The following is a 22,125-nucleotide window of genomic DNA, read 5'->3' as shown; positions in this document are numbered from 1 at the left end:
CTGGAGTTCAAAGAATGGTTAAGCAGCCCAGCGTCTCGGCACGCGCCACCAAGCTCGTCGAAAGCATCGTCGCCGATGCCGACGCGCTCCGGATCGAAGTGTCGACGGGCAGCGAAGGCGAACGCCTGATCGATATGGGCGCCAAAGTCATCGGTGGCCTCGAGGCTGGGCGCCGTCTCGGCGAGGTCTGCATGGGCGGCCTCGGCCAGGTCGCTTTCACCCAGTCGTCGGGTCTTCCGAACTGGCCCCTCGGCGTTGTCGTCACATCGAACGATCCCGTCATCGCGTGCCTCGGCAGCCAGTACGCCGGCTGGTCGATCTCCGATGAAGCGAGCGGCTTCTTCGCGCTAGGCTCCGGTCCCGCACGCGCCGTCTCGCGCGTCGAGGCATTGTACAAGGATCTCGGCTACGTCGACCACTATCCCGAGACGACGCTTGTGATCGAAGGCGACAAGGCGCCGCCTGCTGCCGCGATCAAGAAGATCTCCGAAAACTGCGGTATCAATCCGACGCGATTGACGATCATCTACGCGACGACGTGGAGCTTCGCGGGAACCGTGCAGATCGCGTCGCGCGTGCTCGAAGTCGCAATCCACAAGGCGCATGAGCTGCACTTCCCCCTCGAGAATATTCTCGACGGCATGGGCACCACACCGATCGCGCCGCCGGTACCCGATTTCGTCAAGGCGATGGGCCGCACGAACGACGCCATCATCTACGGCGGCCGCATCCATCTTTTCGTCAAAGGTCCCGACAGCGACGCCCAGCGCCTCGCCGAGAACCTTCCCGCCAGCAACAGCTCCGCCTACGGCAAGCCGTTCGCCGAGATTTTTGCCGACGTCAAAGGCGACTTCTACAAAATCGATCCGATGCTTTTCTCGCCCGCTCAGGTGATGGTGTCGAACGTCGAAACAGGCAATACCTTCCGCGCGGGCGAATTGGCGCCGGGAGTCGTCGATGCGAGCTTCCGCTAACAAGCTGCCGGAGCCGGGAATGGGCGACGGCCTGCACCTCGCGCTTCTCATCGAAGAAGGCCGCGGCGAATGGCATGCACGACGCATCGTCCGCTCGCTCGAAGCGATGGGCGCCCGCGTCACCGTTTCGTCACTTCCCCATTGCGCCTTCGACACCGGCCTTGAAAGCGGCATTGATATTCCGGGGTTCAAAGGCCGCCTCCCAGACGGCGTTTTCGTTCGTTCGATCTCCGCCGGCACGCTCGAACAGATCACGTTTCGCTTAGGGCTATTGCACGCACTGCGCGAAAGCGGCGTGCGCGTCTGGAATGATGCTCGCGCCATCGAACGTTGCGTCGATAAATCCCAGACCACGTTCCTTCTGCACAAGAACGGTATCCCGACGCCGCGCACGCGCGTTTGCGAAACACTCCCGCACGCCCTCGAATACACCGAAGGTCTGGATCGCCCGCTCGTTCTGAAACCGTTGTTCGGCAGCCAGGGCAAGGGCATCGGCAAGATCACGCAGCAGAGCGAGCTTCCTGCGCCAGAACTCGTCGATCAGATGTACTACATGCAGGACTACGTGCCGCCGAAAGACGGTCGCTACGAAGACTGGCGCGTGCTCGCGACCCGCCATCGCGTCATCGCCGCCATGACGCGACGCGGAACGACCTGGGTCACGAACATTCACCAGGGCGGCAAGGCGCGCGTCCATCTGCCCGACGATGAGATGACGCGCGTTTCGATGGCTGCGATGCGCGCAGTCGACGCCGATTACGCCGGCATTGATCTCATCCGGACATCGTCCGGCCAGCTTCAGGTCCTGGAAGTGAATTCCAATCCAGCCTGGCGCGGCCTTCAGGGTGTGGCGGACGTCAACATTGCCTGGGCGATCGCCGAAGATTTTCTGAAAACGGTCGTCGCCCACCGCGCGGCCCTCGGCATCGCCGACCCCGCGCCTGTGCCATGAAAGGCCCGCGCAGCGCCGACGAAATCCGCTCAGCGTTCCTCTACGCTTGCAACGCTGAACTCGACGCCCTGAAACCCGGAAACGTTCACCGCCACGCGCCCGGACACGGCATGGAGGTGTTGCACTTCGAACAGGCCGCCACGGCCGCCGCCGGCCCGATCGCAGAACCCGGCGCAAGCGTCGGCAAACGCATCTTGCGAGCGACCGAAGCAAGCGTTGCCGCCGCTGGCCTCAATACCAATCTCGGCATCGTGCTTCTGTGCGCCCCGCTCGCGAAAGCGGCAGGCGAAACGACATTCGACGTCGGTCTTCGCCGCCGCCTCGGGATCGTTCTTGCATCGCTCGACGAGCAGGATGCCGAAGATGCATTTGCCGCCATCCGCATCGCCAATCCGGCCGGCATGGGCAAAGTCGAGCGCGGCGACGTTCATGCCGGAGCGCAGCAAATGACGTTGCTCGAAGCCATGCAGCTCGCATCCGAACGCGACCGCATCGCGAACGCCTACGTTAGTGTGTATGCGGACATATTCGATTTCGCCCTTCCTGTTTTTCAGGAGGCAAAATTACTCGCTCATGCCGATCGAACCTTCGCGGTAACCACTTTGCACATGGCGCTGCTTGCCGAATTCGCCGACACGCATATCGGACGCAAGTTCGGTGCCGAAACCGCCCGGATGGTCCAGGACGAAGCTCGCGTTCTAAGGCCGCAGTGGTCACCTATCGCAACTGCGAAATCGCTTCCGGCGCTCCAGGAATTCGACGCAAAATTGAAACATAGAGGCCTCAATCCGGGAACGACTGCCGATTTTGTAGTCACCACCCTTTTCGCGGATGCGCTGATCGAACGGAAACCGACGTGAACGGCAATTCGCCCGCACTTAAGGGCTTGTCTCGCCCGGTGACCTAGGGCAATACAGGCCCCGAGTCCGCGGGGTCCCGCGGACCGATCCACTGTGCCTATGCTGGTACTCGCGACAACCTGGGCGCTAAGCGCGTGGATATTCATCGCTAGAGCAGTTCGGCGGAGTCCGTCTTCTGACGGAGATCGTTGTCGCTCTTATAGTTTCATTCGTGGGAGGAACCCCCCTTATGGCCAAAATCAATAAAGTCATGGTCGGCGAGTCGCTCGTCGGCGACGGCAACGAAGTCGCTCACATCGACCTCATCATCGGACCCCGCGGTTCGGCTGCTGAGACGGCGTTCTGCAACGCCCTGACGAACAACAAGGACGGCTTCACGACGCTTCTCGCCGTCATCGCGCCGAACCTCCCCTGCAAGCCCAACACGATCCTTTACAACAAGGTCACCATCAAGGACGCCCGCCAGGCTGTTCAGATGTTCGGACCGGCTCAGTACGGCGTTGCCAAGGCCGTTCAGGACTCGGTTGCTGAAGGCGTGATCCCGGCTGCTGAAGCCGACGACCTCTACATCGCCGTTGGCGTGTTCATCCACTGGGAAGCCGCCGACGACGCCAAGATCCAGGACTACAACTACCGCGCCGTCAAGGAATCGATCGCTCGCGCTGTCGCCGGCAAGCCCACCGCTGCCGAAGCCACCGCTCAGCGCAACTCGGTCCAGCATCCGTTCGGTGCGAAGACTTGAAGCGGAAACCGTCCTCAGCAGGTTGAAAACAAAAATGAAACTGCCCCTCCCATGAAGGGGGGTCTGCTGCAGCGATTGGGAAGACTGCTCTCGGGCCGTTACAGCGGTTAAATTCGAGAAGAAGCCTCGGCCGCAACTGGGCTTCGTTCTCGGCTGGAGTGGCTCCTGCCAATTCACTGACCCGGACATTCAACGGCCGGCGATCTCCTTCAGATCGTCGGCCGAAATTTTTCCCGAATGAAGCGCTGAAGCAATCAACGCGCCGGAAACACCGATGGCGCGTATGTCGTCAAGATCGCGGCGATCGCGTACGCCGCCCGCCGCATAAACGCGCCGCCCGTGCGCCCGCGCCACGATGCTCTGCAATCTTTCGATGTCCGGACCTTCGTTCGCACCGACGCGATCGAGCGTCATGACGATCACCCGCGATGGCCATAGCGAAGGATCGGCAAGCATCGCTTCCGGCCCCATGAATTCCCCATGCCGGAAGTCGAGCGACAGAACGGTTCGCCCCGGCGCTTCCGCGACGATCTCCTCCCAGACACGAACTGTCTCGATGCTTTCGGTGCCGACGACCAGCGTCGCGACCGGCGCCGCGAGAACGGCGCGAGCCGCACTGCGCGATCCAGTGCCGGCGTCGATCCATATCTCGGCGCGCGGCAGCGCCTGGCTCAGCATGGGGACGACATGCGTATTCCGCCCTCGCCCTTCGATTCCGTCGAGATCAGCAAGGTAAAGTTTCCGAAACGGAAATATCTGCGCGAGGCCGCGTGCCACGTCGGCGGGACTTGAAGTTGCTGAAAGCGGCGTTTCAATCGGCTTGTAACCTGACCGCTCGCCCTTCAACGCGCGCACCACTTCTCCGCGCGCGACATCGATAACCGGAATGACGTCCAACACTTGCCTCATCGGATTTGAAGTGTATCACAAATCGCGACATCGAGGCGAACCCACAAATGAGCAGAGCTGCAATCGGTCTGGACGTCGGCGGCGCGCACCTGAAGATCGCGCGCGTCGAGAACAAACAACTCGTAGCCGTGCGCCAGATCGCCTGTCCGCTCTGGCGAGGTATCGATCGGCTCGACGCGGCTCTCGATGACGGCCGATCGATCATCGCTGGCGTCGACACGTTCGCCGTGACGATGACCGCGGAACTGACGGAAATCTTTGAAAGCCGCGAGGCAGGCGTCGTTGCCCTTCTCCAGCGTCTGCGTGAACGCTTAACTGGAGAGCTTCACGTCTACATGGGGCTCAAAGGCTTCGGCTCGCCTGAGGCGGCAGCCGGAGATCCGATGTCGGTTGCGTCGGCGAACTTTCTCGCAACAAGCGCTCTCGTTTCGCAGATACGGCCGCGACAGTTGCTCATCGATATGGGATCGACGACGACCGATATTATTGCCTGCGACCGTCCCCTCGGACTTACCGACGCGGAACGCATGCAAACCGGAGAACTCGTCTATACCGGTCTCACGCGAACGCCCGTGCCCTCCGTCGCCACTCGCGCGCCGCTTGCCGGTCAATGGCAAGGCCTTGCCCGCGATACGTTCGCGACGATGGCGGACGTTCGCCGCATTCTTGGCTCGTTGCCTGATGATGTCGATCAGCACGAGACCGCCGACGGCCGCGGCAAAACCCAACAGGAAAGTCTCGACCGCTTCGCGCGCGGCTTCGGCCGCGACGGCGACATGCGCCATCTTTCGACATGGCGCGCCTCGGCAGCTTACGTCGAGGAGCGACAGATACGATCCATCGACGACGGGGCACTTCAGGTTTTGTCGCGCCCGGGCACCGCCATCGACGGCGTCGTAACGGCCGGCATAGGTGCGTCCGCCGCAGCAAGAGTTGCCGTCCGCCTCGGCTTGCCGTCGGTCACGTTCGGCGAACTCATCGCCGCTGAAGACGGGCAGCAACTTTGGGCGACCCGCTGTGCGCCGGCCGTCGCCGTCGCCTTACTCTCACCGGCATAAAAATCGGCCGCAGCATGTAAGCCGCGACCGATCTAATTCTCTCAAGCGAAAGCCGAAAGATCTCAGCTGCGCTCGCGCGTCAACCGAACGAGATCGAACGAGCCAGCCTCAAGCTGCAAATCATAAACGTGGCCGTTCTCGCGACGGGCATCGTCGACTTTCCAAATGCCATGATCCCAGCGGAGCTTGCGCCATTCGACGAAGCCCATGCGATGCAGTCTCTCAGTGACGATCGCCGGATCATCCTTGACCTCGTCGTGATGGGCGCTGGCTGGCACCGCCGATGCGAACGCGAGAGTGGTCGCGACGCATGCGAGGCGTACGATACGGGAGACTTCAATCATCGAACTCTGCCTTCTTCAGTAATATTCATCCTGGGGGTGACCGGATGCAAACACAGGCGATCCGGTTAGGTTCCCCTTACATGCATTTCACGTCAGTGAGCAACAAATGAGGCGGAATAAAACGTCTCATCATAAAGGCTCGGCATCCTTGAGTTGTGACGCCAGATGATGCGTCGAAAATCCTGTCGCCTCTCGCAATTCGAGAAATTGCCGATGCGCAGCAGAACGATCGACTGCGGAAGATTTTACGGCGGCGATCAGAATATTCTTCGAGGTATGCTCGCTGGAAACGAATTCGATCAACCTAACCTTGTAGCCGGATGCCTCGAGCAAAAGCGCGCGCGCCGCATCTGTTATCAAATCCGCCTGACGCTGCTTCAAAAGCGGAAATTTCAGCAAGCCCTGCAAGCCCGCATCGGTATCTTTGATCTGCGGCGCAATTTCATGCTGACAGCACGGCGCCGACAGAATGAGTTGCGCGCCGGACCGAATTCCGAATGCCATCGCATCATCTGTTGCGGTATCGCAGGCATGCAGCGCGATCACGATATCCGCTCGTGGCAAAGACGCACGTGACGCTTCGTCGGCAATAAATTCGAGACCATCGAATTTGAGGTCGCGCGCCAGCCCATTGCAAAGCGACACGAGATCGGAACGCACTTCGACGCCGGTCATCAGGCACGAAAGCCCGAGTTCCGTCGTCATATAGTCGTAAAAGGCAAACGTCAGATAGCCTTTGCCCGAGCCGATATCGACGGCGCGAATGGCCGAGCCCTCTTTGAATTCGCATTCCGAAATCAGATCTGCCGCGATCTCGATAAACCGGCAGATCTGCCGGTATTTGCCCTGCATCGTCGGCTTGATGCGACCGTCGCGATCAGCAACCTCGAGCGCCTTGAGATACGGCCGATCGGGCGGCACGAGATAGGACTTCTGCCGATCGTGCGGCGCAGGAACCGACGCTTGCAACGTCGGCTTTCCCATTGCGATATGCGGCACGCCCTTCCGGCTATAGTCGAGACGGACATCATTCGTATTCGTAAACAAGGTTGCGCTCATGTACGGCTCTCCGATGAGGCCCGAAATGAAAGCGATGCCCTCGTCGATCTTGAATGTCTTCGTTTCGTCCTTGCGTTGAAAGCTCGTGACCAACTTTAGATGCAGCTTGTCCTTGACGGCGATGAGCGTCGCCACCGCCTTTCGCGCCTCGCCCTCGCCGCGAAATTTTCCAAGCGACAGCTTCGCGAATGATTGCTCATCGAGCGCCGTTCGCAAGGCTTCGATGAACTGGGCTCTGGGATTTGCGTCGGGCTTCATTATGTTGTCTGATCGAAGCGGGCCTGTCGCCAAGCCGCGATTTTTTCCATCAGCCATTCCCACGCCTCCTCTTCGCGCGGGCCCGCCGTCTTCTGGATCGCGATTTCGAGATACTTCAGTTCGTTCTCGACTTTCTCTGAAGGCAGCATATGGAGACGCGTCGTCAAGACGGCAAGCTCGAGCACGGCCGCCTGGGCGCGATTGAAGCCTTCCCACGCCTTATGCATTTCCTCGTCCACGATGGCGCAAAGAAAGCGCGGACGTTGCTCGTCCTCGATCACCTCCTCGACTCTCAGCTCCCAATGCGACACGCAATCCGCAAGCCGCTCGCCTTTGATCGTCCGCGTCGGCAGCAACGGCCAGATCTTGCGCCCCGTCACCGCACCCGCAAAAATCCGGACATCGTCGGTATGGCTCGCGGCCGCAAAAGGGTTGATCCGCAAATTCTCAAGCGTCGTCGACGGCCTGAACGGTGCGATGACCCAATGCTCGCCGTCGTCGATCAGCCCGAGCGGCGCGATGTGCGCTTCACCCTTCGCATTGAAGGTCGTCACGATGGTTTCGACGATGCGGGGCATCAGGCCGTTCCTTCATCCATGAGAAGCGACGACAGCGCCGCGTCGTCCTCTGGTCCGTAGATCGACCATGTTAAACCGGCGCGCGCCGCGATCCGCGGAAATTCCTGATCGAGGACGCCTTTTTTCGCAAGTTCGTCCGCCGCGGTATCTTTAACGCTGACCGACTTCAAAAGCACAAGCCGCGCCCCGAGAAGTTCGGCGAGCCGCGCCGCCAGCGTATCCGACGTCGAGTCCCAGCTCTCCGCGATCGTCCTGTCGCTCCCGAGCATCTGCAGCGGTGCCCAGACCGGGATTTGTCCGTCCATCACCGTGTCCGAAATATCGTCAACGGTCCGCGCGAGCTTCATGCCCGGTTGCCGATCGGCGATCACTTCGGCCATCTGCTCCATCGCAAGCATCGCGAGCCGATGCGCCACGGCATCATCGAATTGCATCTTGCTCTGCAGATCGCGAACCGCATCGGCGAACGGTCCACCGCCGGGAACGATGACGAGTGGAATGCGCGCGCGCGCGATCATTCTGAGAACCGTCGAAAGCCGCCCCGTCTCGGCAAGACTCCCGCCGACCTTGATGACAAGCGGCGCTGACCCCGTTGGGCCGCGCTCAGTCACGGCCGAACTCACGGGCCGCGGCACGCGTCGCCGGACGAATGATCTCGACCCCACGCTGCGGGCCGCGTTCGAGCTTTTCAAGAGCAACCCGAACCGCAGTGATCCGCTTGTCCGAAAGAATGTGCGCTGCGATCCGCTCGGCGAACGTCTCGACGAGATTGATGTGCCCGCCGCGAGCCAGCTCGACGATGAAATCGATGATGTCGGCGTAAGACGGCACCTCTGCCATCTCGTCCGACATGCTGAAAACGTCGTTTGCCAGCCGCGCCTCGACCGTGAAACGCACTTTCTGCGTCACGCCCTGCTCTTCGGCATAGACGCCGACGTTGCAGTCAACGACGAAATCCCGGACAAAAATGGTGTCCCCGATCTCTCGAGTCTTCGCTGCGGATTTTTTGACCTTTAGAGACGTATCGCCGTTTGCCTTTGGCTTGGCGGGCTTTTTCTTATCCTTCATGCGACGGACGTCTCCCGCTCCTTGGCGAGCTTCGCAGCATCGAGGCCACGTCGGATTGCGGCCACGCGATTGAGTTCGATCCCGCTCACGCGCCCGGCCGCGCAAAGCGCGCCTCGGAAGCCGAGCATGTCCGGCCCGAGACCGGCCAGGACGCCGATATCGCTTTCCTTGAGCGATCCGGCAAGCCCGACGAACAGATCATTGTCGCGCGCGAGGCGTACGAATTCCGTTAACCGCGAAAGGGCGAGGACAGACGTCAAGCGACCAGCCGATTTGTCGGCGGTATCGAGCATGGCCCCCTCAAAGCCCGCAGCAGAGAGCGCGGACAAAAGCCGGAAATCTGGCGACTTATCGGCCATTAAAACAGCGACCAGTCGGGTGGATGCCGCCAAGGCCGCCCCCAGCGCCGCAATGGCAGGCCGCGCATCGCCCTCGCCGAAGAAGCCGATTTTGACGATATCGACACCTGTTTTCGCCATCTCAGCGCTCGCATTGACAAGCGTGTAGGGATCGGCCGGCAGGTCCCCGACCGTCGCACTGACAGGCACACGGCCCGCCACTCGCTCGACGATCTCGCGAACCGTGTCCGCCGATAACGCTCCAAGCGCGCCCGATGCCGGGTCTTTGCAATCGACGATATCCGCACCGCCCGCCAGTGCGATCTCCGCCTCGCCCGCGTTCGTGACGCTGGCGAGAAAGGCGGGCTTGCCTCGTCTCAATCCGTCAATCATTCCATCGTTCCGAGATTGGTCCGCCGACGGCGCTCAGGCCGCGAAGATGCGATTTTGCTCCGCGAGCACGGCAGCGCGATCCTGGCGCTGCGCCTCTGTCAGGTTGATGTTTACATCCTGCGCCACACTCGCCTTTCCCGGCGCCAAGCGCAAGATCCGCGTTCCGAGCTGAATTGCCTCGGCTCTGTCGTGGGTTACAAAGATAACCGTGGTCGGGTGGGTGTGCCACAGCTCCGTCAACAGCTCGCGAAGGCTTGCCGCCGTCGGATCGTCCAGCGAAACGAACGGCTCGTCCATCAGCAGAATTTCGGGCTCGAGGATGAAGCCGCGAGCCAGCGCCGCGCGCCGCTGCATCCCGAGCGACAACCGTTCCGGATAGGCATTCATCGCCTGGCCAAGCCCGACCCTCTCGAGCATCGCTGGAATTTTGGCGTGCCGCGGATCGCCATCGGGCAAAACCAGCGCGATGTTCTCATACACAGTTCGCCAAGGCAGAAGTCGCGGCGTCTGAAAGATGAAGGCCAGATGGTTCTTCGCAGGACCGAGATCGACCTTGCCGTCGTAATCGGTATCCAATCCCGCGATGATGTTGAGCAGCGTCGACTTCCCGCATCCCGATGGACCGGTGATGACGAGAAACGATCGTGGCGCCACTTCGAACGACACGTCCTTCAAGACGAGCTGCGCCTCGCGGTCGCCGACCGCAGGAAAGATCTTGCTCTTCACCGAAACGCGGATCGGCGCCCCGTCTTTCACTCCGTTCAACGCCGCCATGCAGTCACCCGCGCTTGAAGAGGCTGCAGCACCGTGAACTCGATGATCTGAACGACGAGAATGAACGCAAGTGCGTAAGCCAGAATGGTGCTGACGTCGAATTCCTGGAACGCGATGCTCAACCGGTAGCCGACGCCACTCGACCGCCCGAACGCCTCGACCACCAGAACGATCTTCCATACCAGCGCCAGGCCGGACCGCGCCGCTGCCGCAAAGAACGGCGCCAGTTGCGGCAGCGTTACGTGACGCAGCGTCTTCCACCAGCCGAACTTGTAGATCCGCGCCATCTCATCGAGATCTTTGGACAGGCTGCGCGCACCTTCCCGCATATTGACCGCAACGTTCGGAATTTTGTTGAGCGCAACGGCGGTGATGGCGGCCGCATCCGTCAATCCGAACCAGATGTAGCAAAGCGTTATCGTGACGAGCGCCGGCAGATTGAGAAAGAGGATCAACCACGCGTCGAAGAATTTATCCGCAGTCTGATGGCGTCCGAGCACAAGCCCTATCGCAGTGCCGATGAACATCGAGACGACGAACGCGACTGCGACGCGCGCCAGTGTCGCCGAGGTATCCTTCCACAGGTTGCCATTGGCGCCCTCCCGCCACAGCACGTCAAACACCGCGAGCGGCGTCGGAAGATATTTATTGTCAGCATAAACCGCGATGATCTGCCAGACGACGGCAAGCGCCAGCAGCGAACCGGCCATCCACGCCAGCCGTTCGAGCGATGCCGTAAAGCCTGACGAGGCCGCGACCAGCCTAGGTGTGGAAGAGATTCTGGTCGAAGTGGGTGCCATCACCAACGAGTTCCGTATCGCCGAGTTCAATGAGCAGGTTCGTCAGCTTCTCCGCCGCCGCCGTATCCGCCGCGCCCCACGATCCCGTAATGCCCGACCGGTAATAGTCTCTGATCGCGATCAGCTCCGCGTCGGACGCTGGCTTGATCAGCGGTCGCAACCGCTGCCATGCCGAATCCGACGACGCAAGCACGCTGTTGGTGTCCGCAACCGCAGCCAGAAGCCTGTCGACCGGAACCGACTTATCGCGGACTTCCTTTTCAGACCAGATGAATCCGACAAGAGCCGGCGTCGGCGATACGTCCATGCCTTTGATCACATCGGCCATGGTCAAAAGTTCCCGAGCACCTTCGGCACTGAGGCGGGCCGCATAAGTCCAGAAATTCAAAACCGCATCGAGGCGGCCGTTGCGGAATTCCTCCGTCACGAGCGGCGCGGCTCCGAACACCGGTTCGGCGAAAGCGGTGATGTCCTTGCCGAGCGTCTTGCGCGCGTAGGCGCGCAGCAGGATCCAGCTTTTGTCGATACCGGTCCCCGCCACGCCGATCTTTTTGCCTTCAAGGTCGGCGAGCGACTTCACCGGACTGTCTTTCGGCACCATGACGCTGCCGAGCGCCGACGAATACGGTGCGAACTTCAGATCATCGCCGCGTGCACGCTGGCGCAACGCCCAGGTCCAGTCGCTGACGATGACGTCGGCTGCACCGGAAAGCAGCGCGACAGGCGCCGCCGGATTGTTGGCAACCTCGACGACCTTGAGATCGAGATCGTGCTTTTTGTCGATGCCTTCCGCACGCATCGTCTCGATGACCCAGCTGACCGAGCCGAATTTCACCGACGTCAAGCGCACCGGCGCCGACGCCATCGCCCAACGCGGCATCAGGGCGGCTGCAGAAACAGCCGTTCCCGCAACGAGAACACTGCGGCGCGTGATGATCGTCATTTCGGCGGAGCCTCGACGTTGAAGCGATTTCTCCAAAGGTACCGGACGCCGTGCAGCCAAAGATCGTCGGTGTTGCCGTTGATCGAGGCCGACATCGTCTTCGTCAGTTCGCCAGTCTTCGTATCGCGCGCAACGATCGCGAGATTGATCAAGGCATCGGAAACCTTATCGACAAACCCGGTCACGGCGATATCGGCTCCCGCCTCCTTCGCGATGGGGACTTCGCAGCCGTTGCACTGGTTGAACGGCGCCGCCGCCTCGACTTCCTTTTCTCGCGAAGAAAGGTCGACGACGGCGTACTTGCCGTCTTTTTCCATCAGCGTCTTGAGTTCGTCGGCGACGAGCTTCAGCCGCCGTAGGTCTTCCGGGTTGTATTGCGGAACGATTTCGCCGTCCTGCTGCGCATCGTGAAGATCGAACGGAAAAACAGCGGCCTTCGTGGCGGCGTGGGCGGGAAACGCAAAAAAAGACAGCAAAAGCAGTGGCATTACGCGCTGAAGCGAGGGCATGGGCATCTGTTTCCAAGTCACTGGACGAACTCAGACATTAGGCTTGAGTACTGCGCCCGGCCGAAGCGCTTCAGACTGTACGTGCCCGCGAACCCCCCGCCATTGCAAGAGGTTCACGATCAGTTTGCAAACAATGACCGGTCACAAACGCGCGAGGCCCGAGCGTGTCGCTTGACAAGGCAGGTCTAGGCCCCCTTTTAGCAACACAGTAACATTAGAGGCCGTGAGTTCGCGTTCGGCGCGCGGGCTCAACCGGAGTTGCAGCATTGCCTATTTTTAGCATCGGTCCCATTGCCCGCTCTGCTCTCATGACATGTAGAAAATCCATATGCGGAGCGCTTTTATCGCTGCTCGCCCTGGCTCCTGCGGCTGCGCAGGCGGCCGACCAGCCCGCGCCTGCGCCGATCCCCATACCCGTCCCGTCAGCGCAACCACAAGGTGTGACGATCCAGGTCCTCTACGTAAAGGAAGATCGGGAAAAAGAGCTGCCCCTATCGCTGCTCGATCAGCCGAGCCCTGATGACGGCATCGCCGGCGCCAAGCTTGGCATCGCCGACGACAACACCACCGGCCGCTTTCTCAATCAGTCGTTCAAGCTCGATGTTCTGGAAGGCAACGTCGATGATCTCATCAAAGGGGCAACCGAAAAGGTTGCCGCCGGCGACGCCTTCATCATCGCAGATATGGAGCCTGACTCTCTTCTGAAGTTCGCCGACGCGTTGAAGGATAAGCCCGCCCAGATTTTCAATGTCGGCAATCCCGATGACCGCCTTCGCGAAGAAGATTGTCGGGCGAACGTCATGCACACGGCCCCGACGCGAACGATGCTCGCCGATGCCCTCACTCAATACCTCGTCTGGAAACGCTGGCCGAAGTGGGTGATGGTTGTTGGGCCAAGCCCAAAGGATCAGCTCCTGGCGGATGCCTATCGCCGGGCCGCCAAGAAGTTCGGCGCCAAGATCGTTCAGGAGTTGCCGTTCAAGATCGATACCGGCAATCGTCGCGCGGACGGCGGTTACGAACAGATCCAGCAGCAGATCCCGCAATTCCTGCAGAACGTCCCGGACCATGACGTCGTCCTTGTGGTCGACGAGGATCAGGTCTTTGCCGACTATTTCCTCTACCGCACCTGGATACCCAGGCCGATCGTCGGCTCGTCCGGTCTGGTCCCGTCAAGCTGGCACCCCTCGCTCGAGCTCTGGGGTGGCACCCAGTTCCAAAACCGCTTCAAGAAGCTGACGGGCCGGATCATGCGTAACATCGATTACGACGCTTGGGTCGCGACACGCGCAATCGGCGAAGCAGCATCGCGCAAGCAAACCAGCGATTTCAAGACGCTGAGAGACTTCATCCATTCGCCGAATTTCGAAGTCGCGGCGTTCAAGGGCGTCGCGACCAGCTTCCGCGGCTGGAACGGCCAGCTCCGCGAACCGCTCATCGTCGGCAGTCAGAAGTTGTTCGTCAGCGTGTCACCGCAGCAGGGCTTTCTGCATCAATTCAGCGTGCTCGATACGCTTGGCATCGATAAACCGGAAACCAAGTGCAATGCCTACACCCAATGATCGGCGCAGCGCGGCGAGCCCGCTTTTGCCCGAGTTATTTTCAATCGGAGTTTAGAATGTCGCGACTTTCGACGCTTGTGCCTGTGCTGTTTTCCGCCGCGATCGCACCGCTCTGCGTAACGCCGGCCCATGCATACACGGCCTACGTCACCAACGAGAAGGACAACAGCCTCTCGGTCATCGATACCGACAAGCTCGAGCTTATCAAGACCGTGAAGATCGGTCAGCGGCCGCGCGGCATCGTCATGTCGAATGACGGCAAATGGCTCATCATCTGCACGAGCGACGACAACGACGTGAAGGTCTACGACGCCAAGACGCTCGAATACATCAAGTCGCTGCCGTCGGGCCCGGACCCCGAATTGCTCACTCTCCATCCCGACGGCAAGCGCCTCTACATCGCCAACGAGGACGACAATCTCGTCACCGTCGTCGACATCGAAACTTCGAAAGTCATCACCGAAATCCCGGTCGGCGTCGAGCCCGAAGGCATGGGCATGAGCCCCGACGGCAAGGTGCTCGTCAACACGTCGGAAACGACGAACATGGCGCACTTCATCGATACGACCACGCACAAGACGTTCGACAACGTCCTCGTCGACAGCCGGCCGCGCGTTGCCATGTTCAACTCGGCACAAACTCAGCTCTGGGTATCTTCCGAGGTCGGCGGCACCGTTGCCGTCATCAACCCGGCCGACCGGAAAATCATCACGAAGATCAACTTCGAAATTCCTGGCGTCGAAAAGGAATCGATCCAGCCCGTCGGCATCCGCATTACGAAGGATGACAAGATCGCATTCGTCGCCCTCGGACCTGCCAACCGCGTTGCCGTCATCGACACGTCGACCTTCAAGGTGCTGAAATACATTCTTGTTGGCCAGCGCGTCTGGCAGATGTATTTCACGCCCGACGGCAAATATCTGCTGACGACCAACGGCGCTTCGAACGATGTATCGGTCATCGACGTTGCCAATCAGAAGGCCATCAAATCGATCAAGGTGGGACGCTATCCCTGGGGTGTTGTGGTCTCCCCGAATTAATTGACGAAGAGGCGGATACGATAATGGCATCGACAGCCCCGATCGAAGTCGAACGGACGCCGGCACTCGTCGTCAGCGGCGTGAGCCATAGCTTCGGCGACCGAAAAGTGCTGGACCGCGTCTCGCTGACAGTCGAACAAGGTCAGTTCGTTGTCCTGCTGGGTCTCAACGGCGCCGGAAAATCGACGCTGTTTTCACTTGTTACCCGCCTCTACGACAACGTCACCGGCGAGATCTTCATTCGTGGCTTCGATGTCCGCCGTCGCCCTTCCCAAGCCCTGCAGCGTCTTGGCGTGGTCTTCCAAAGCCGCACGCTCGATATCGATCTGACGCTGATGCAGAACCTCAAATATCATGCCGCCCTGCATGGCTTCGCCGGCCGCGCGGCGACCGAGCGCGCACAGCAAGCGCTCGAACTCGTCGGCCTCGCCGACCGTGGCAACGAGAAGGTTCGCGCGCTTTCGGGCGGACAGCTGCGACGGGTCGAGATTGCCCGCTCGATGATGCATCATCCCGATCTGCTGTTGCTCGACGAGGCGACCGTAGGTCTCGATCTCGGCTCGCGCGAAAGCGTGATCAAGATCGTCCGCGACCTCGTCGCCAGAGAACGTCTTGGCGTCCTGTGGGCGACCCATCTGATGGACGAAGTGGTTCGCACCGATCAGGTCGTCATCCTTCACAAAGGAGTCGTTCTTTATAATGGTCCCGTTCCGCAGCTTCTGGCACTGACCGGAACGTCGAGCGTTCGCGAGGCGTTTCGCACGGTAACGGGCACGCAAAGCACGATCGAGGAGGCCGCCTGATGGCCCCGCAAGCGGCGACCACCACACCGGACAACGTTCCGGTGGTTTATCACGAGAGCGATGCCGATGCTCGGCGCCGTCTCGGTGCCGCGGGTTACTTCGCCTGCTTCAAGGGCATCGTCTGGCGCGAGATCCTGCGCTATCTGCATCAGCGCGAGCGGTTTCTATCTGCGCTCGTCCGTCCGCTGATCTGGCTTTTCATCTTCGCCGCGGGCTTTCGGCAGACGCTCGGCGTGTCGATCATTCCCCCATATGAAACCTACGTTCTCTACGAGGAATTCATCGCGCCCGGCCTGATTGCGATGATCCTTCTCTTCAACGCAATGCAATCGTCGCTGTCGATGGTCTACGACCGTGAAACCGGCACGATGCGGACGTTGCTCGTCAGCCCGTTCCCGCGCTCGTTCCTGCTTCTGTCGAAGCTCCTCGGCGGCGTCTCGGTGGCGCTGCTGCAGGCCTATGCGTTCATGCTCGTCGCCTGGTTCTGGGGCATTCAGCCCCCTCCGATCACGGAAGTGAAGCTCTTCACATTCTACGATCCGCCGAACTGGGCAGGCGGCGCAATTCCGGCAATGACCGATCCGATCATCACGCCGCTGTTTGCCGTGCCGGGCTTCCTGCAGACCTTTGGTGGCTATGTCACCGTTATCCCGGCAATCATCCTGGCCGGCTTGATGCTTGGCTCGCTGGCGCTCCTGATGTCGTCGGTCATCAAGCAGCTGGAGAACTTCGCGGGCGTGATGAATTTCGTCATCTTCCCGATGTTCTTTGCGTCCTCCGCTCTCTATCCGCTGTGGCGAATCCGGGAGGCGAGCCCGCTGCTTTTTGAGATCTGCCGCCTCAACCCGTTTACTTATGCGGTAGAGCTCATCCGCTTTGGCTTATATGGACAGGTCGATACCGTCTCACTCGGCATAGTTGTCGGCTGCACGGTCGCCTTCCTCGCTGGAGCAGTATATGCCTACAATCCATCGAAGGGGTTGATCGCTCGGCGCGGCGGCCCCGGAGGATCTGCCTGAGGACTGAAAATGAAAATGATCAAAAACATTCATCGTCGCGCCGCCCTGCAAGCTGCAATTCTCGCTTTGGCCCCGATCGCTTGGGCAACATTGCCTTCGCTCGCAGATGAGCCCGCCAAGGATACCAACGAATGGCCCTGCGTTTACCGTAAGGTCCCCGTACTCACCGCGGCGACTATTTGGGACGGTCCTGCCATCACCGACACGTCGAGCTGGCGCAAGGACGAAGCCATTCGAAAGCTCTCGCAATTCGTGATTTCCCGACGGATCAAGGAAGACGATGCTGAGGCGGCCATCAAGAAATACGCGGCAGGCCTGCCCGCCGATCAGCACGATGCGAAGCTGACGGAACTCTTCGCCGCTGTCCTGACGCGCACGAACGAAGATCGTAAGCTCGTCATGTCTGGCATCGAGCGCTTCCATAAACGTCAGTTGGAACGCGCCAAGGAGATCGAGAAGGAAGGCATTGATCTGCCGCCCGAGAACGAAATGGGCGTTACCGACGATTCAAACGGTCCCGCTGGCGAAATCTCGCAACTCTCCAGCAAGGAAGAAAAATACAAATGGGAGGTGCGCACCTTCCAGGAGAAGCAGGCCAACATTCCGATCGCTTGCGAGATCCCTCAGCTGATCGATGAACGCGCCGGCGCTCTCGCCCGTGCCATCCGCGCCGAGATGAAGAGCTAAGGCGTTCCGTTCTCGAAATTCCGTCTGCCCGAGGCGCAACGTTTGTTGCACCTCGGTTTTTTTCTTCACGCTTCGTTAGCCTTAACGCGTCCTTAACCAAGGTTGACGCACTCTCAACGCATCGGCTTTCGCCCCGGCCACTCCGCTCCGAAAGCCAACATTGCAAGTCGAAGTGTCGTCACCCCTTAGTCTCGCGTTGTGAGGTTGACCATGCACCATGAACTTGTTTCGCGTGCCCTTGCCTACGTCTCCTGCTTTTCGACTGCCAGCCTGCTTATGACGTCGATGGCGATTGCCGCCATCAATGTCGGAAGGACGCCGTCCCTTTGCGCTCCACATGCCTGCGTTGCCGGCATCGTGATCGGCAAGGATGGACAATACGGCGCCCTTGAAAGCCCGGCTCAAATCGATGCGCTGGCTGCAAAGCTCTGGTCCGCTAAAGCCTGAAAAAATCCTGTCCCCGGAACGACGCACGACCGGTCGCGGCGGTCGATGCGAAACGAACGGCGACCAGAAACTGCCACGTCACTGGAAATATCACTGCACTGAAGACGTTCACGATCGAAATAAAAAGCATGCCGTCCGGGCGCACGGACGGAATTCACTGCGATACACTCAAAGACCACATGAAATTCGGTTTGCCCTGAAACCGGCCGGGGCAAGCTTTCAGAAAAAATTCCACACGTCTGCGGAAGGGCGCGAGCTTCAGATCTGGCTCGTGGCCTTTCGCGCTTTGACGACAGCGTCGATCTCTTGCAGCTCGGATATGAGCGCAGCGAAATCCTTGAGCGCCACCATGTTCGGGCCGTCCGAGGGTGCCCTGTCGGGATCCTGATGCGTCTCTATGAAAAGCCCGGCCACCCCCACGGCGACGGCGGCGCGCGCCAGCACCGGCACGAAACGCCTATCCCCGCCCGATGATGTTCCCTGGCCGCCCGGCTGCTGGACGGCATGCGTCGCATCGAAAATGACCGGCGCGCCGGTTTCGGCCATCTGTGGCAGAGCCCGCATGTCGACCACCAGCGTGTTGTAGCCGAAGCTCGATCCGCGTTCCGTCACGAGCACATTGGGATTGCCCGAACCCGTCACCTTCGCGACGACGTTCTTCATGTCCCAGGGCGCCAGAAACTGGCCTTTCTTGATTTTGACGACCCGCCCGGTCTGCGCCGCCGCGATCAGCAGATCGGTCTGCCGGCAAAGAAACGCCGGGATCTGCAGCACATCGACGGCTTCCGCCACCCGCGCGCACTGCGCTGCCTCATGCACGTCGGTGACGACCGGCAGCCCGAATGTCTCGCGGATTTCGGCAAAGACCGGCAACGCCGCTTCGAGCCCAATTCCGCGTCGACCCGACAGCGACGTCCGGTTGGCCTTGTCGAAGGATGATTTGTAGACGAGCCCGAACCCGAGCTTTTTCGAAATCTCGCTCAGAGCCGCCGCCATTTCGAGCGCATGGGCGCGGCTCTCCATCTGGCAAGGTCCTGCCAGGACAGAAATCGGGGCCTCGTTGGCGAAAAGAACGTCGCGGACGCGCACGTGCGCGGCAGGCTTCAAGGTTTCATGCTGAGTCATGGTGGGGTTATAGCCGCCGTGAAGCGCTGCGGCGACCCCTCGCAGCCGTCCATAAACAAAAACGGCGGCCAGAGGCCGCCGTTCAGGAACATAGAGTTCGAATTCGTTAGATCAGGTCGATCTCAGCCGGCAGGTAGCTCGTGACTTCGAGACCAACTTCCTGCTCGCGAACTTCGGGCTTCGTCCAGACTTTCATGGTGTGTCCTCCTCGTATTCCGACAGGTTTGTTCCTGTTGGGCAATCACTTACTTAGATAACTGTCAAAATTCCAATCTCTTTTCACTAACGCCGCTCAAACTTTTCGTGATCACGAAATGGTGAAGTGTTATATCATTTCAACAACCTGCCATTTAAATCTTCAGCCGATTTCTCGCTCACGATCGCGACACAATTTTACAGGCGAACGCAGGTGCGAAACGGCATGCCCAACGCGCTTCCCTTCCCTGAAATTGCTCAATCGAGCGATGCCTCTGTGCCATTCAAGTGGCACCTCGTTACCCGTTGGCCGTTTGCAGGGACGGTTGCCACCTCATCAGCGGGTCGAACGTGCTAAGGCAACAGGGCAAGCCGCGACTCGGGAGGCGGCGCAACCAAAAAGGTGAGGACCACTCTAATGCTCGACAAATATCCCTGGCTTGAACCGGTGCTGCTCGGCGCGGTGATCGTGTTCATCCTCGATCTGATCGGCAACCTGATCTCGTTCTCGAACCGGGTCCTGAATGCCTTGGCAACCGCGATCGTGTTCGCCATCGTATTCGGCGGTCTGCTCTACACCGGCGTGCTGACGCTCGATGTGAAAACGGTCACGACGGAAACTCCGGCGGCCACTGAACCGGCCACCCCCGCGACCCCGGCGCCCTGACGGCGCTACGCGAATAAGCACAATCTGGAAATCTTCGGATCCCGGCGCATTGCGGCGCCGGGATTTAAATTTTTAAGCGCGATCGCCGATCAGGAAAGATCTGGCGTCACTTCGCTCGCGTCCTTCGCCTTCTTGACGCTTCCCTCGAAATGCGCGCCTTCCGCGATGGTCAGTTTTTCCTGCACGATGTTTGCTTCGACCACCGAATGCTCATGAAGGATAACGTTGGAGCCCTTGAGCTCGCCCTTGACGCCCCCCTGAATGGCAATCGTCCGCGCCGTGATGACGCCTTTCACATGTGCGCCGTTATCCACCGTCACAGCCTCGCCGTGAACGTCGCCTTCGATGTGGCCCTGGATCAGCAGCGAACCTTTGGTTTTTAGGATAAGCTGCTCGCCGAAGATCGAAATATCGGGCCCGAGGATCGACGTCGGCCGATCGGGAGAAGCGGATGAGTAGCCGGGCGTCGGATTGTTCGACACTATTCCCATCGGTCCGGAAAATCTCGGCGGAGCCACCGGCGTCGCTGTCTGCCTCTGGTTTTCCGCACGTGTCTCTGCTCGTGAATCGCGACTGAACATAGGAACCCCCTCGGGATTGATCCACTCTGAACATAAGAAAAGGGCATCTCCCGCTCATCGAAGAAGGGCACGCGATTGCAGCGGCAAGAGGGCACGAGCTTGAGAAATTCACGCGTCTCGCGCATGGCGAACAGCTGCCTGCTGATGAATTGCGCCCGGCGCAGTATCGCTGCAGCGGTATTGGCTTTCCTTCCGTTCTCACCGATCGCCATAGGAAACGCCGGCGATCTCGATCAGCAGATCGCCGAATATCGCCAGAAGCTCGCCGCCTATAAAGAAGCGCGTGCCGCCTACGACGAAGTCGCCGGACCTTATTGGGCGACGATCGGCAACAAGCGAAAGCGGCGCATCGCGATTTTGCGAACTGGCGGCCGGCTGACCGCGAACGATTACGTCATGGAACAACCGCCGCTTTATAGCGGCCCGCCCAAGCCGGAAAATCCAGAAAAACCTCGCGCCGAAGGCGAATATGTTCCCGTCGTCTCGGATTTCCTCGAACAGGCCGAGAAGCATTTCGGTTTCGTGCCCGACCGTCCCGAGAGCGATGACGCGTTTCGCCGGGCGTACGCACGACAAGCGCTCGCGGCGGGACTGACACCCGAGCAGTGCGTGAAGGTCTACGCGTTCGAATCCGGCGGCGACGGCGGCTACGCCGTGCAGGCCGAACTCGAATATGATCGGCCAGGGGCCCACGCCATCAGCACCGCACTCGGCTACAATCAGCTCCTGACGACAAACAGCATTGAGCTTCTCGCCGAGCAGGGTGGCGCGATCCTGGCATCACTCCGCAACAAAGCGGGCGACGCCGAAGGCCCCCGTCTCGATCGATTGAATGATAAAATCGCGATCCTGAAAAAAATGATCGCGTTCAGCCGCAGCGTCCCCGACACTTGGTCTTCCCATAGCCGTCTGGCCTCTACGGACAAGGGATTGGGTATTCACGCGCTCATTCTCGATATCGACGTCGGCCCGCTGCTGCAGGTCTACAAGCTTTTGACCTCGGTCGAATTCGCCAAACGCAAAGGTTACACGGCCCCGCTCAGCGCCGCCGAACTCGAAATGATGAACCTGACAGGCGACGGCAACGGCTTCGACATGGTCACGATGCCAAGCGCACTGCGCAAGAAAGTGCCGACATCCAATTTCTTCCAGCAAGGCGGCTACGAGCGCAACCCCGTCGCCATCCGCAACAACACCGTCGCGAAACTATTGGCTGCGACGGATGCAAAGATGGAAACGGAAGCTCAATTGGCCGGGGCAAAGGCACTCGCAGCCGCGTTTGCCCAGACGGAATAGATTGGAGAACCGTCATCCTCAGCCGAGCGCAGCAAAGCTGCATCGAAGGCTTGGGATCGAGCGCAAGACGCGCCGAAGGCTCAATATCGCGATGGAATTTTTGCTGGCTTCCCGGCGTTCGCATACGCCCCGCCGAGAATGACG

27 protein-coding genes are annotated in these 22,125 nt (G+C 60.1%); 13 read left to right on the top strand and 14 right to left on the bottom strand.

Annotated elements, in window-relative coordinates; genetic code table 11:
* Positions 1–14: 14 nt before the first annotated feature.
* From mch to fae, 4 genes are all read left to right on the top strand, one after another.
* Positions 15–974, top strand: a complete 960-nt coding sequence (mch, locus tag QM780_RS04205) for a methenyltetrahydromethanopterin cyclohydrolase (RefSeq protein WP_415069235.1) — start codon at positions 15–17, stop codon at positions 972–974.
* Entirely contained in the window at positions 958–1,926 is a 969-nt protein-coding gene (locus QM780_RS04200; protein WP_415069234.1) for an ATP-grasp domain-containing protein, read from the top strand. Before mch ends, QM780_RS04200 begins: the two co-directional genes overlap by 17 nt.
* Positions 1,923–2,786 (top strand): triphosphoribosyl-dephospho-CoA synthase, encoded by an 864-nt coding sequence (locus QM780_RS04195; protein ID WP_415069233.1) that lies wholly within the window; start codon positions 1,923–1,925, stop codon positions 2,784–2,786. Before QM780_RS04200 ends, QM780_RS04195 begins: the two co-directional genes overlap by 4 nt.
* Positions 2,787–3,015: 229 nt before the next feature.
* Positions 3,016–3,528, top strand: a complete 513-nt coding sequence (gene fae / locus QM780_RS04190; RefSeq protein WP_013215501.1) for a formaldehyde-activating enzyme — start codon at positions 3,016–3,018, stop codon at positions 3,526–3,528.
* Positions 3,529–3,717: 189 nt separating this feature from the next.
* Here the strand turns inward: fae and QM780_RS04185 are convergent, their stop codons facing one another.
* Positions 3,718–4,437 (bottom strand): HisA/HisF-related TIM barrel protein, encoded by a 720-nt coding sequence (locus QM780_RS04185; RefSeq protein ID WP_415069232.1) that lies wholly within the window; start codon positions 4,435–4,437, stop codon positions 3,718–3,720.
* A 47-nt stretch (positions 4,438–4,484) separates the two neighbouring features.
* On the opposite strand from QM780_RS04185, the gene QM780_RS04180 reads away from it, so the two are divergent.
* Positions 4,485–5,495: a hydantoinase/oxoprolinase family protein gene (locus QM780_RS04180; RefSeq protein WP_415069231.1), complete on the top strand. Its 1,011-nt coding sequence runs from the start codon at positions 4,485–4,487 to the stop codon at positions 5,493–5,495.
* Positions 5,496–5,557: 62 nt separating this feature from the next.
* Here QM780_RS04180 and QM780_RS04175 read toward each other — a convergent pair whose 3' ends face one another.
* The 10 genes from QM780_RS04175 to QM780_RS04130 all read right to left on the bottom strand — a co-directional run bounded on the left by QM780_RS04175 (position 5,558) and on the right by QM780_RS04130 (position 12,559).
* Complete coding sequence (locus QM780_RS04175) at positions 5,558–5,839, bottom strand: hypothetical protein (protein WP_415069230.1); 282 nt, start codon at positions 5,837–5,839, stop codon at positions 5,558–5,560.
* Between the two features lie 129 nt (positions 5,840–5,968).
* Complete coding sequence (locus QM780_RS04170; protein WP_415069229.1) at positions 5,969–7,156, bottom strand: class I SAM-dependent methyltransferase; 1,188 nt, start codon at positions 7,154–7,156, stop codon at positions 5,969–5,971.
* Positions 7,156–7,734, bottom strand: coding sequence for a DUF447 domain-containing protein (locus tag QM780_RS04165; protein WP_415069228.1), 579 nt, complete (start codon positions 7,732–7,734; stop codon positions 7,156–7,158). Before QM780_RS04165 ends, QM780_RS04170 begins: the two co-directional genes overlap by 1 nt.
* A complete protein-coding gene (locus QM780_RS04160; RefSeq protein ID WP_415069227.1) occupies positions 7,734–8,345 on the bottom strand; it encodes a uridylate kinase in 612 nt (203 codons plus the stop codon). The genes QM780_RS04165 and QM780_RS04160 overlap by 1 nt, the downstream gene beginning before the upstream one ends.
* On the bottom strand, positions 8,338–8,802 hold the full coding sequence (locus tag QM780_RS04155) for a dihydroneopterin aldolase (RefSeq protein WP_415069226.1): 465 nt from the start codon (positions 8,800–8,802) through the stop codon (positions 8,338–8,340). The genes QM780_RS04160 and QM780_RS04155 overlap by 8 nt, the downstream gene beginning before the upstream one ends.
* A complete protein-coding gene (locus QM780_RS04150; RefSeq protein WP_415069225.1) occupies positions 8,799–9,533 on the bottom strand; it encodes a (5-formylfuran-3-yl)methyl phosphate synthase in 735 nt (244 codons plus the stop codon). The genes QM780_RS04155 and QM780_RS04150 overlap by 4 nt, the downstream gene beginning before the upstream one ends.
* A 33-nt stretch (positions 9,534–9,566) precedes the next feature.
* Entirely contained in the window at positions 9,567–10,307 is a 741-nt protein-coding gene (locus QM780_RS04145; protein WP_415069224.1) for an ABC transporter ATP-binding protein, read from the bottom strand.
* Positions 10,295–11,107, bottom strand: a complete 813-nt coding sequence (locus QM780_RS04140) for an ABC transporter permease (protein WP_415069223.1) — start codon at positions 11,105–11,107, stop codon at positions 10,295–10,297. The genes QM780_RS04145 and QM780_RS04140 overlap by 13 nt, the downstream gene beginning before the upstream one ends.
* On the bottom strand, positions 11,070–12,050 hold the full coding sequence (locus tag QM780_RS04135) for an ABC transporter substrate-binding protein (protein ID WP_415069222.1): 981 nt from the start codon (positions 12,048–12,050) through the stop codon (positions 11,070–11,072). Before QM780_RS04135 ends, QM780_RS04140 begins: the two co-directional genes overlap by 38 nt.
* The gene (locus QM780_RS04130; RefSeq protein WP_415069221.1) at positions 12,047–12,559 is read right to left on the bottom strand and encodes a DUF3280 domain-containing protein; all 513 of its coding nucleotides are present in this window, start codon (positions 12,557–12,559) and stop codon (positions 12,047–12,049) included. The genes QM780_RS04135 and QM780_RS04130 overlap by 4 nt, the downstream gene beginning before the upstream one ends.
* 266 nt (positions 12,560–12,825) lie before the next feature.
* Between QM780_RS04130 and QM780_RS04125 the strand changes: the two genes are divergently transcribed.
* From QM780_RS04125 to QM780_RS04100, 6 genes are all read left to right on the top strand, one after another.
* Positions 12,826–14,121: an ABC transporter substrate-binding protein gene (locus QM780_RS04125; RefSeq protein ID WP_415069220.1), complete on the top strand. Its 1,296-nt coding sequence runs from the start codon at positions 12,826–12,828 to the stop codon at positions 14,119–14,121.
* A gap of 56 nt (positions 14,122–14,177) precedes the next feature.
* The gene (locus QM780_RS04120) at positions 14,178–15,161 is read left to right on the top strand and encodes a YVTN family beta-propeller repeat protein (RefSeq protein WP_415069219.1); all 984 of its coding nucleotides are present in this window, start codon (positions 14,178–14,180) and stop codon (positions 15,159–15,161) included.
* A gap of 23 nt (positions 15,162–15,184) precedes the next feature.
* Positions 15,185–15,964, top strand: a complete 780-nt coding sequence (locus QM780_RS04115; protein WP_415069218.1) for an ABC transporter ATP-binding protein — start codon at positions 15,185–15,187, stop codon at positions 15,962–15,964.
* The gene (locus QM780_RS04110) at positions 15,964–16,983 is read left to right on the top strand and encodes an ABC transporter permease (protein WP_415069217.1); all 1,020 of its coding nucleotides are present in this window, start codon (positions 15,964–15,966) and stop codon (positions 16,981–16,983) included. Before QM780_RS04115 ends, QM780_RS04110 begins: the two co-directional genes overlap by 1 nt.
* Positions 16,984–16,992: 9 nt before the next feature.
* A complete protein-coding gene (locus QM780_RS04105; protein ID WP_415069216.1) occupies positions 16,993–17,670 on the top strand; it encodes a hypothetical protein in 678 nt (225 codons plus the stop codon).
* Positions 17,671–17,880: 210 nt separating this feature from the next.
* Positions 17,881–18,117: a hypothetical protein gene (locus QM780_RS04100; RefSeq protein WP_415069215.1), complete on the top strand. Its 237-nt coding sequence runs from the start codon at positions 17,881–17,883 to the stop codon at positions 18,115–18,117.
* A gap of 258 nt (positions 18,118–18,375) precedes the next feature.
* Here QM780_RS04100 and kdsA read toward each other — a convergent pair whose 3' ends face one another.
* The gene (gene kdsA / locus QM780_RS04095; protein WP_415069214.1) at positions 18,376–19,242 is read right to left on the bottom strand and encodes a 3-deoxy-8-phosphooctulonate synthase; all 867 of its coding nucleotides are present in this window, start codon (positions 19,240–19,242) and stop codon (positions 18,376–18,378) included.
* Positions 19,243–19,348: 106 nt separating this feature from the next.
* Entirely contained in the window at positions 19,349–19,438 is a 90-nt protein-coding gene (gene pqqA, locus QM780_RS04090; protein WP_415069213.1) for a pyrroloquinoline quinone precursor peptide PqqA, read from the bottom strand.
* Positions 19,439–19,855: 417 nt separating this feature from the next.
* Between pqqA and QM780_RS04085 the strand changes: the two genes are divergently transcribed.
* Positions 19,856–20,104 carry a hypothetical protein gene (locus tag QM780_RS04085; protein WP_415069212.1) on the top strand — a complete coding sequence of 83 codons (249 nt, stop codon included), beginning with the start codon at positions 19,856–19,858 and terminating at the stop codon, positions 20,102–20,104.
* A gap of 89 nt (positions 20,105–20,193) precedes the next feature.
* On the opposite strand, the gene QM780_RS04080 is transcribed toward QM780_RS04085, so the two are convergent.
* Positions 20,194–20,595 (bottom strand): bactofilin family protein, encoded by a 402-nt coding sequence (locus QM780_RS04080; RefSeq protein WP_415069211.1) that lies wholly within the window; start codon positions 20,593–20,595, stop codon positions 20,194–20,196.
* Positions 20,596–20,808: 213 nt separating this feature from the next.
* Here QM780_RS04080 and QM780_RS04075 point away from each other — a divergent pair, with 213 nt between their 5' ends.
* Positions 20,809–21,981 (top strand): hypothetical protein, encoded by a 1,173-nt coding sequence (locus QM780_RS04075; RefSeq protein ID WP_415069210.1) that lies wholly within the window; start codon positions 20,809–20,811, stop codon positions 21,979–21,981.
* Positions 21,982–22,125: the final 144 nt, after the last annotated feature.

The organism is Hyphomicrobium sp., from assembly GCF_047600905.1.
Lineage (GTDB): Bacteria > Pseudomonadota > Alphaproteobacteria > Rhizobiales > Hyphomicrobiaceae > Hyphomicrobium_B.
Note: the sequence above shows the minus strand (reverse complement) of the source record. Positions and strands in the feature narration are given on the sequence as shown.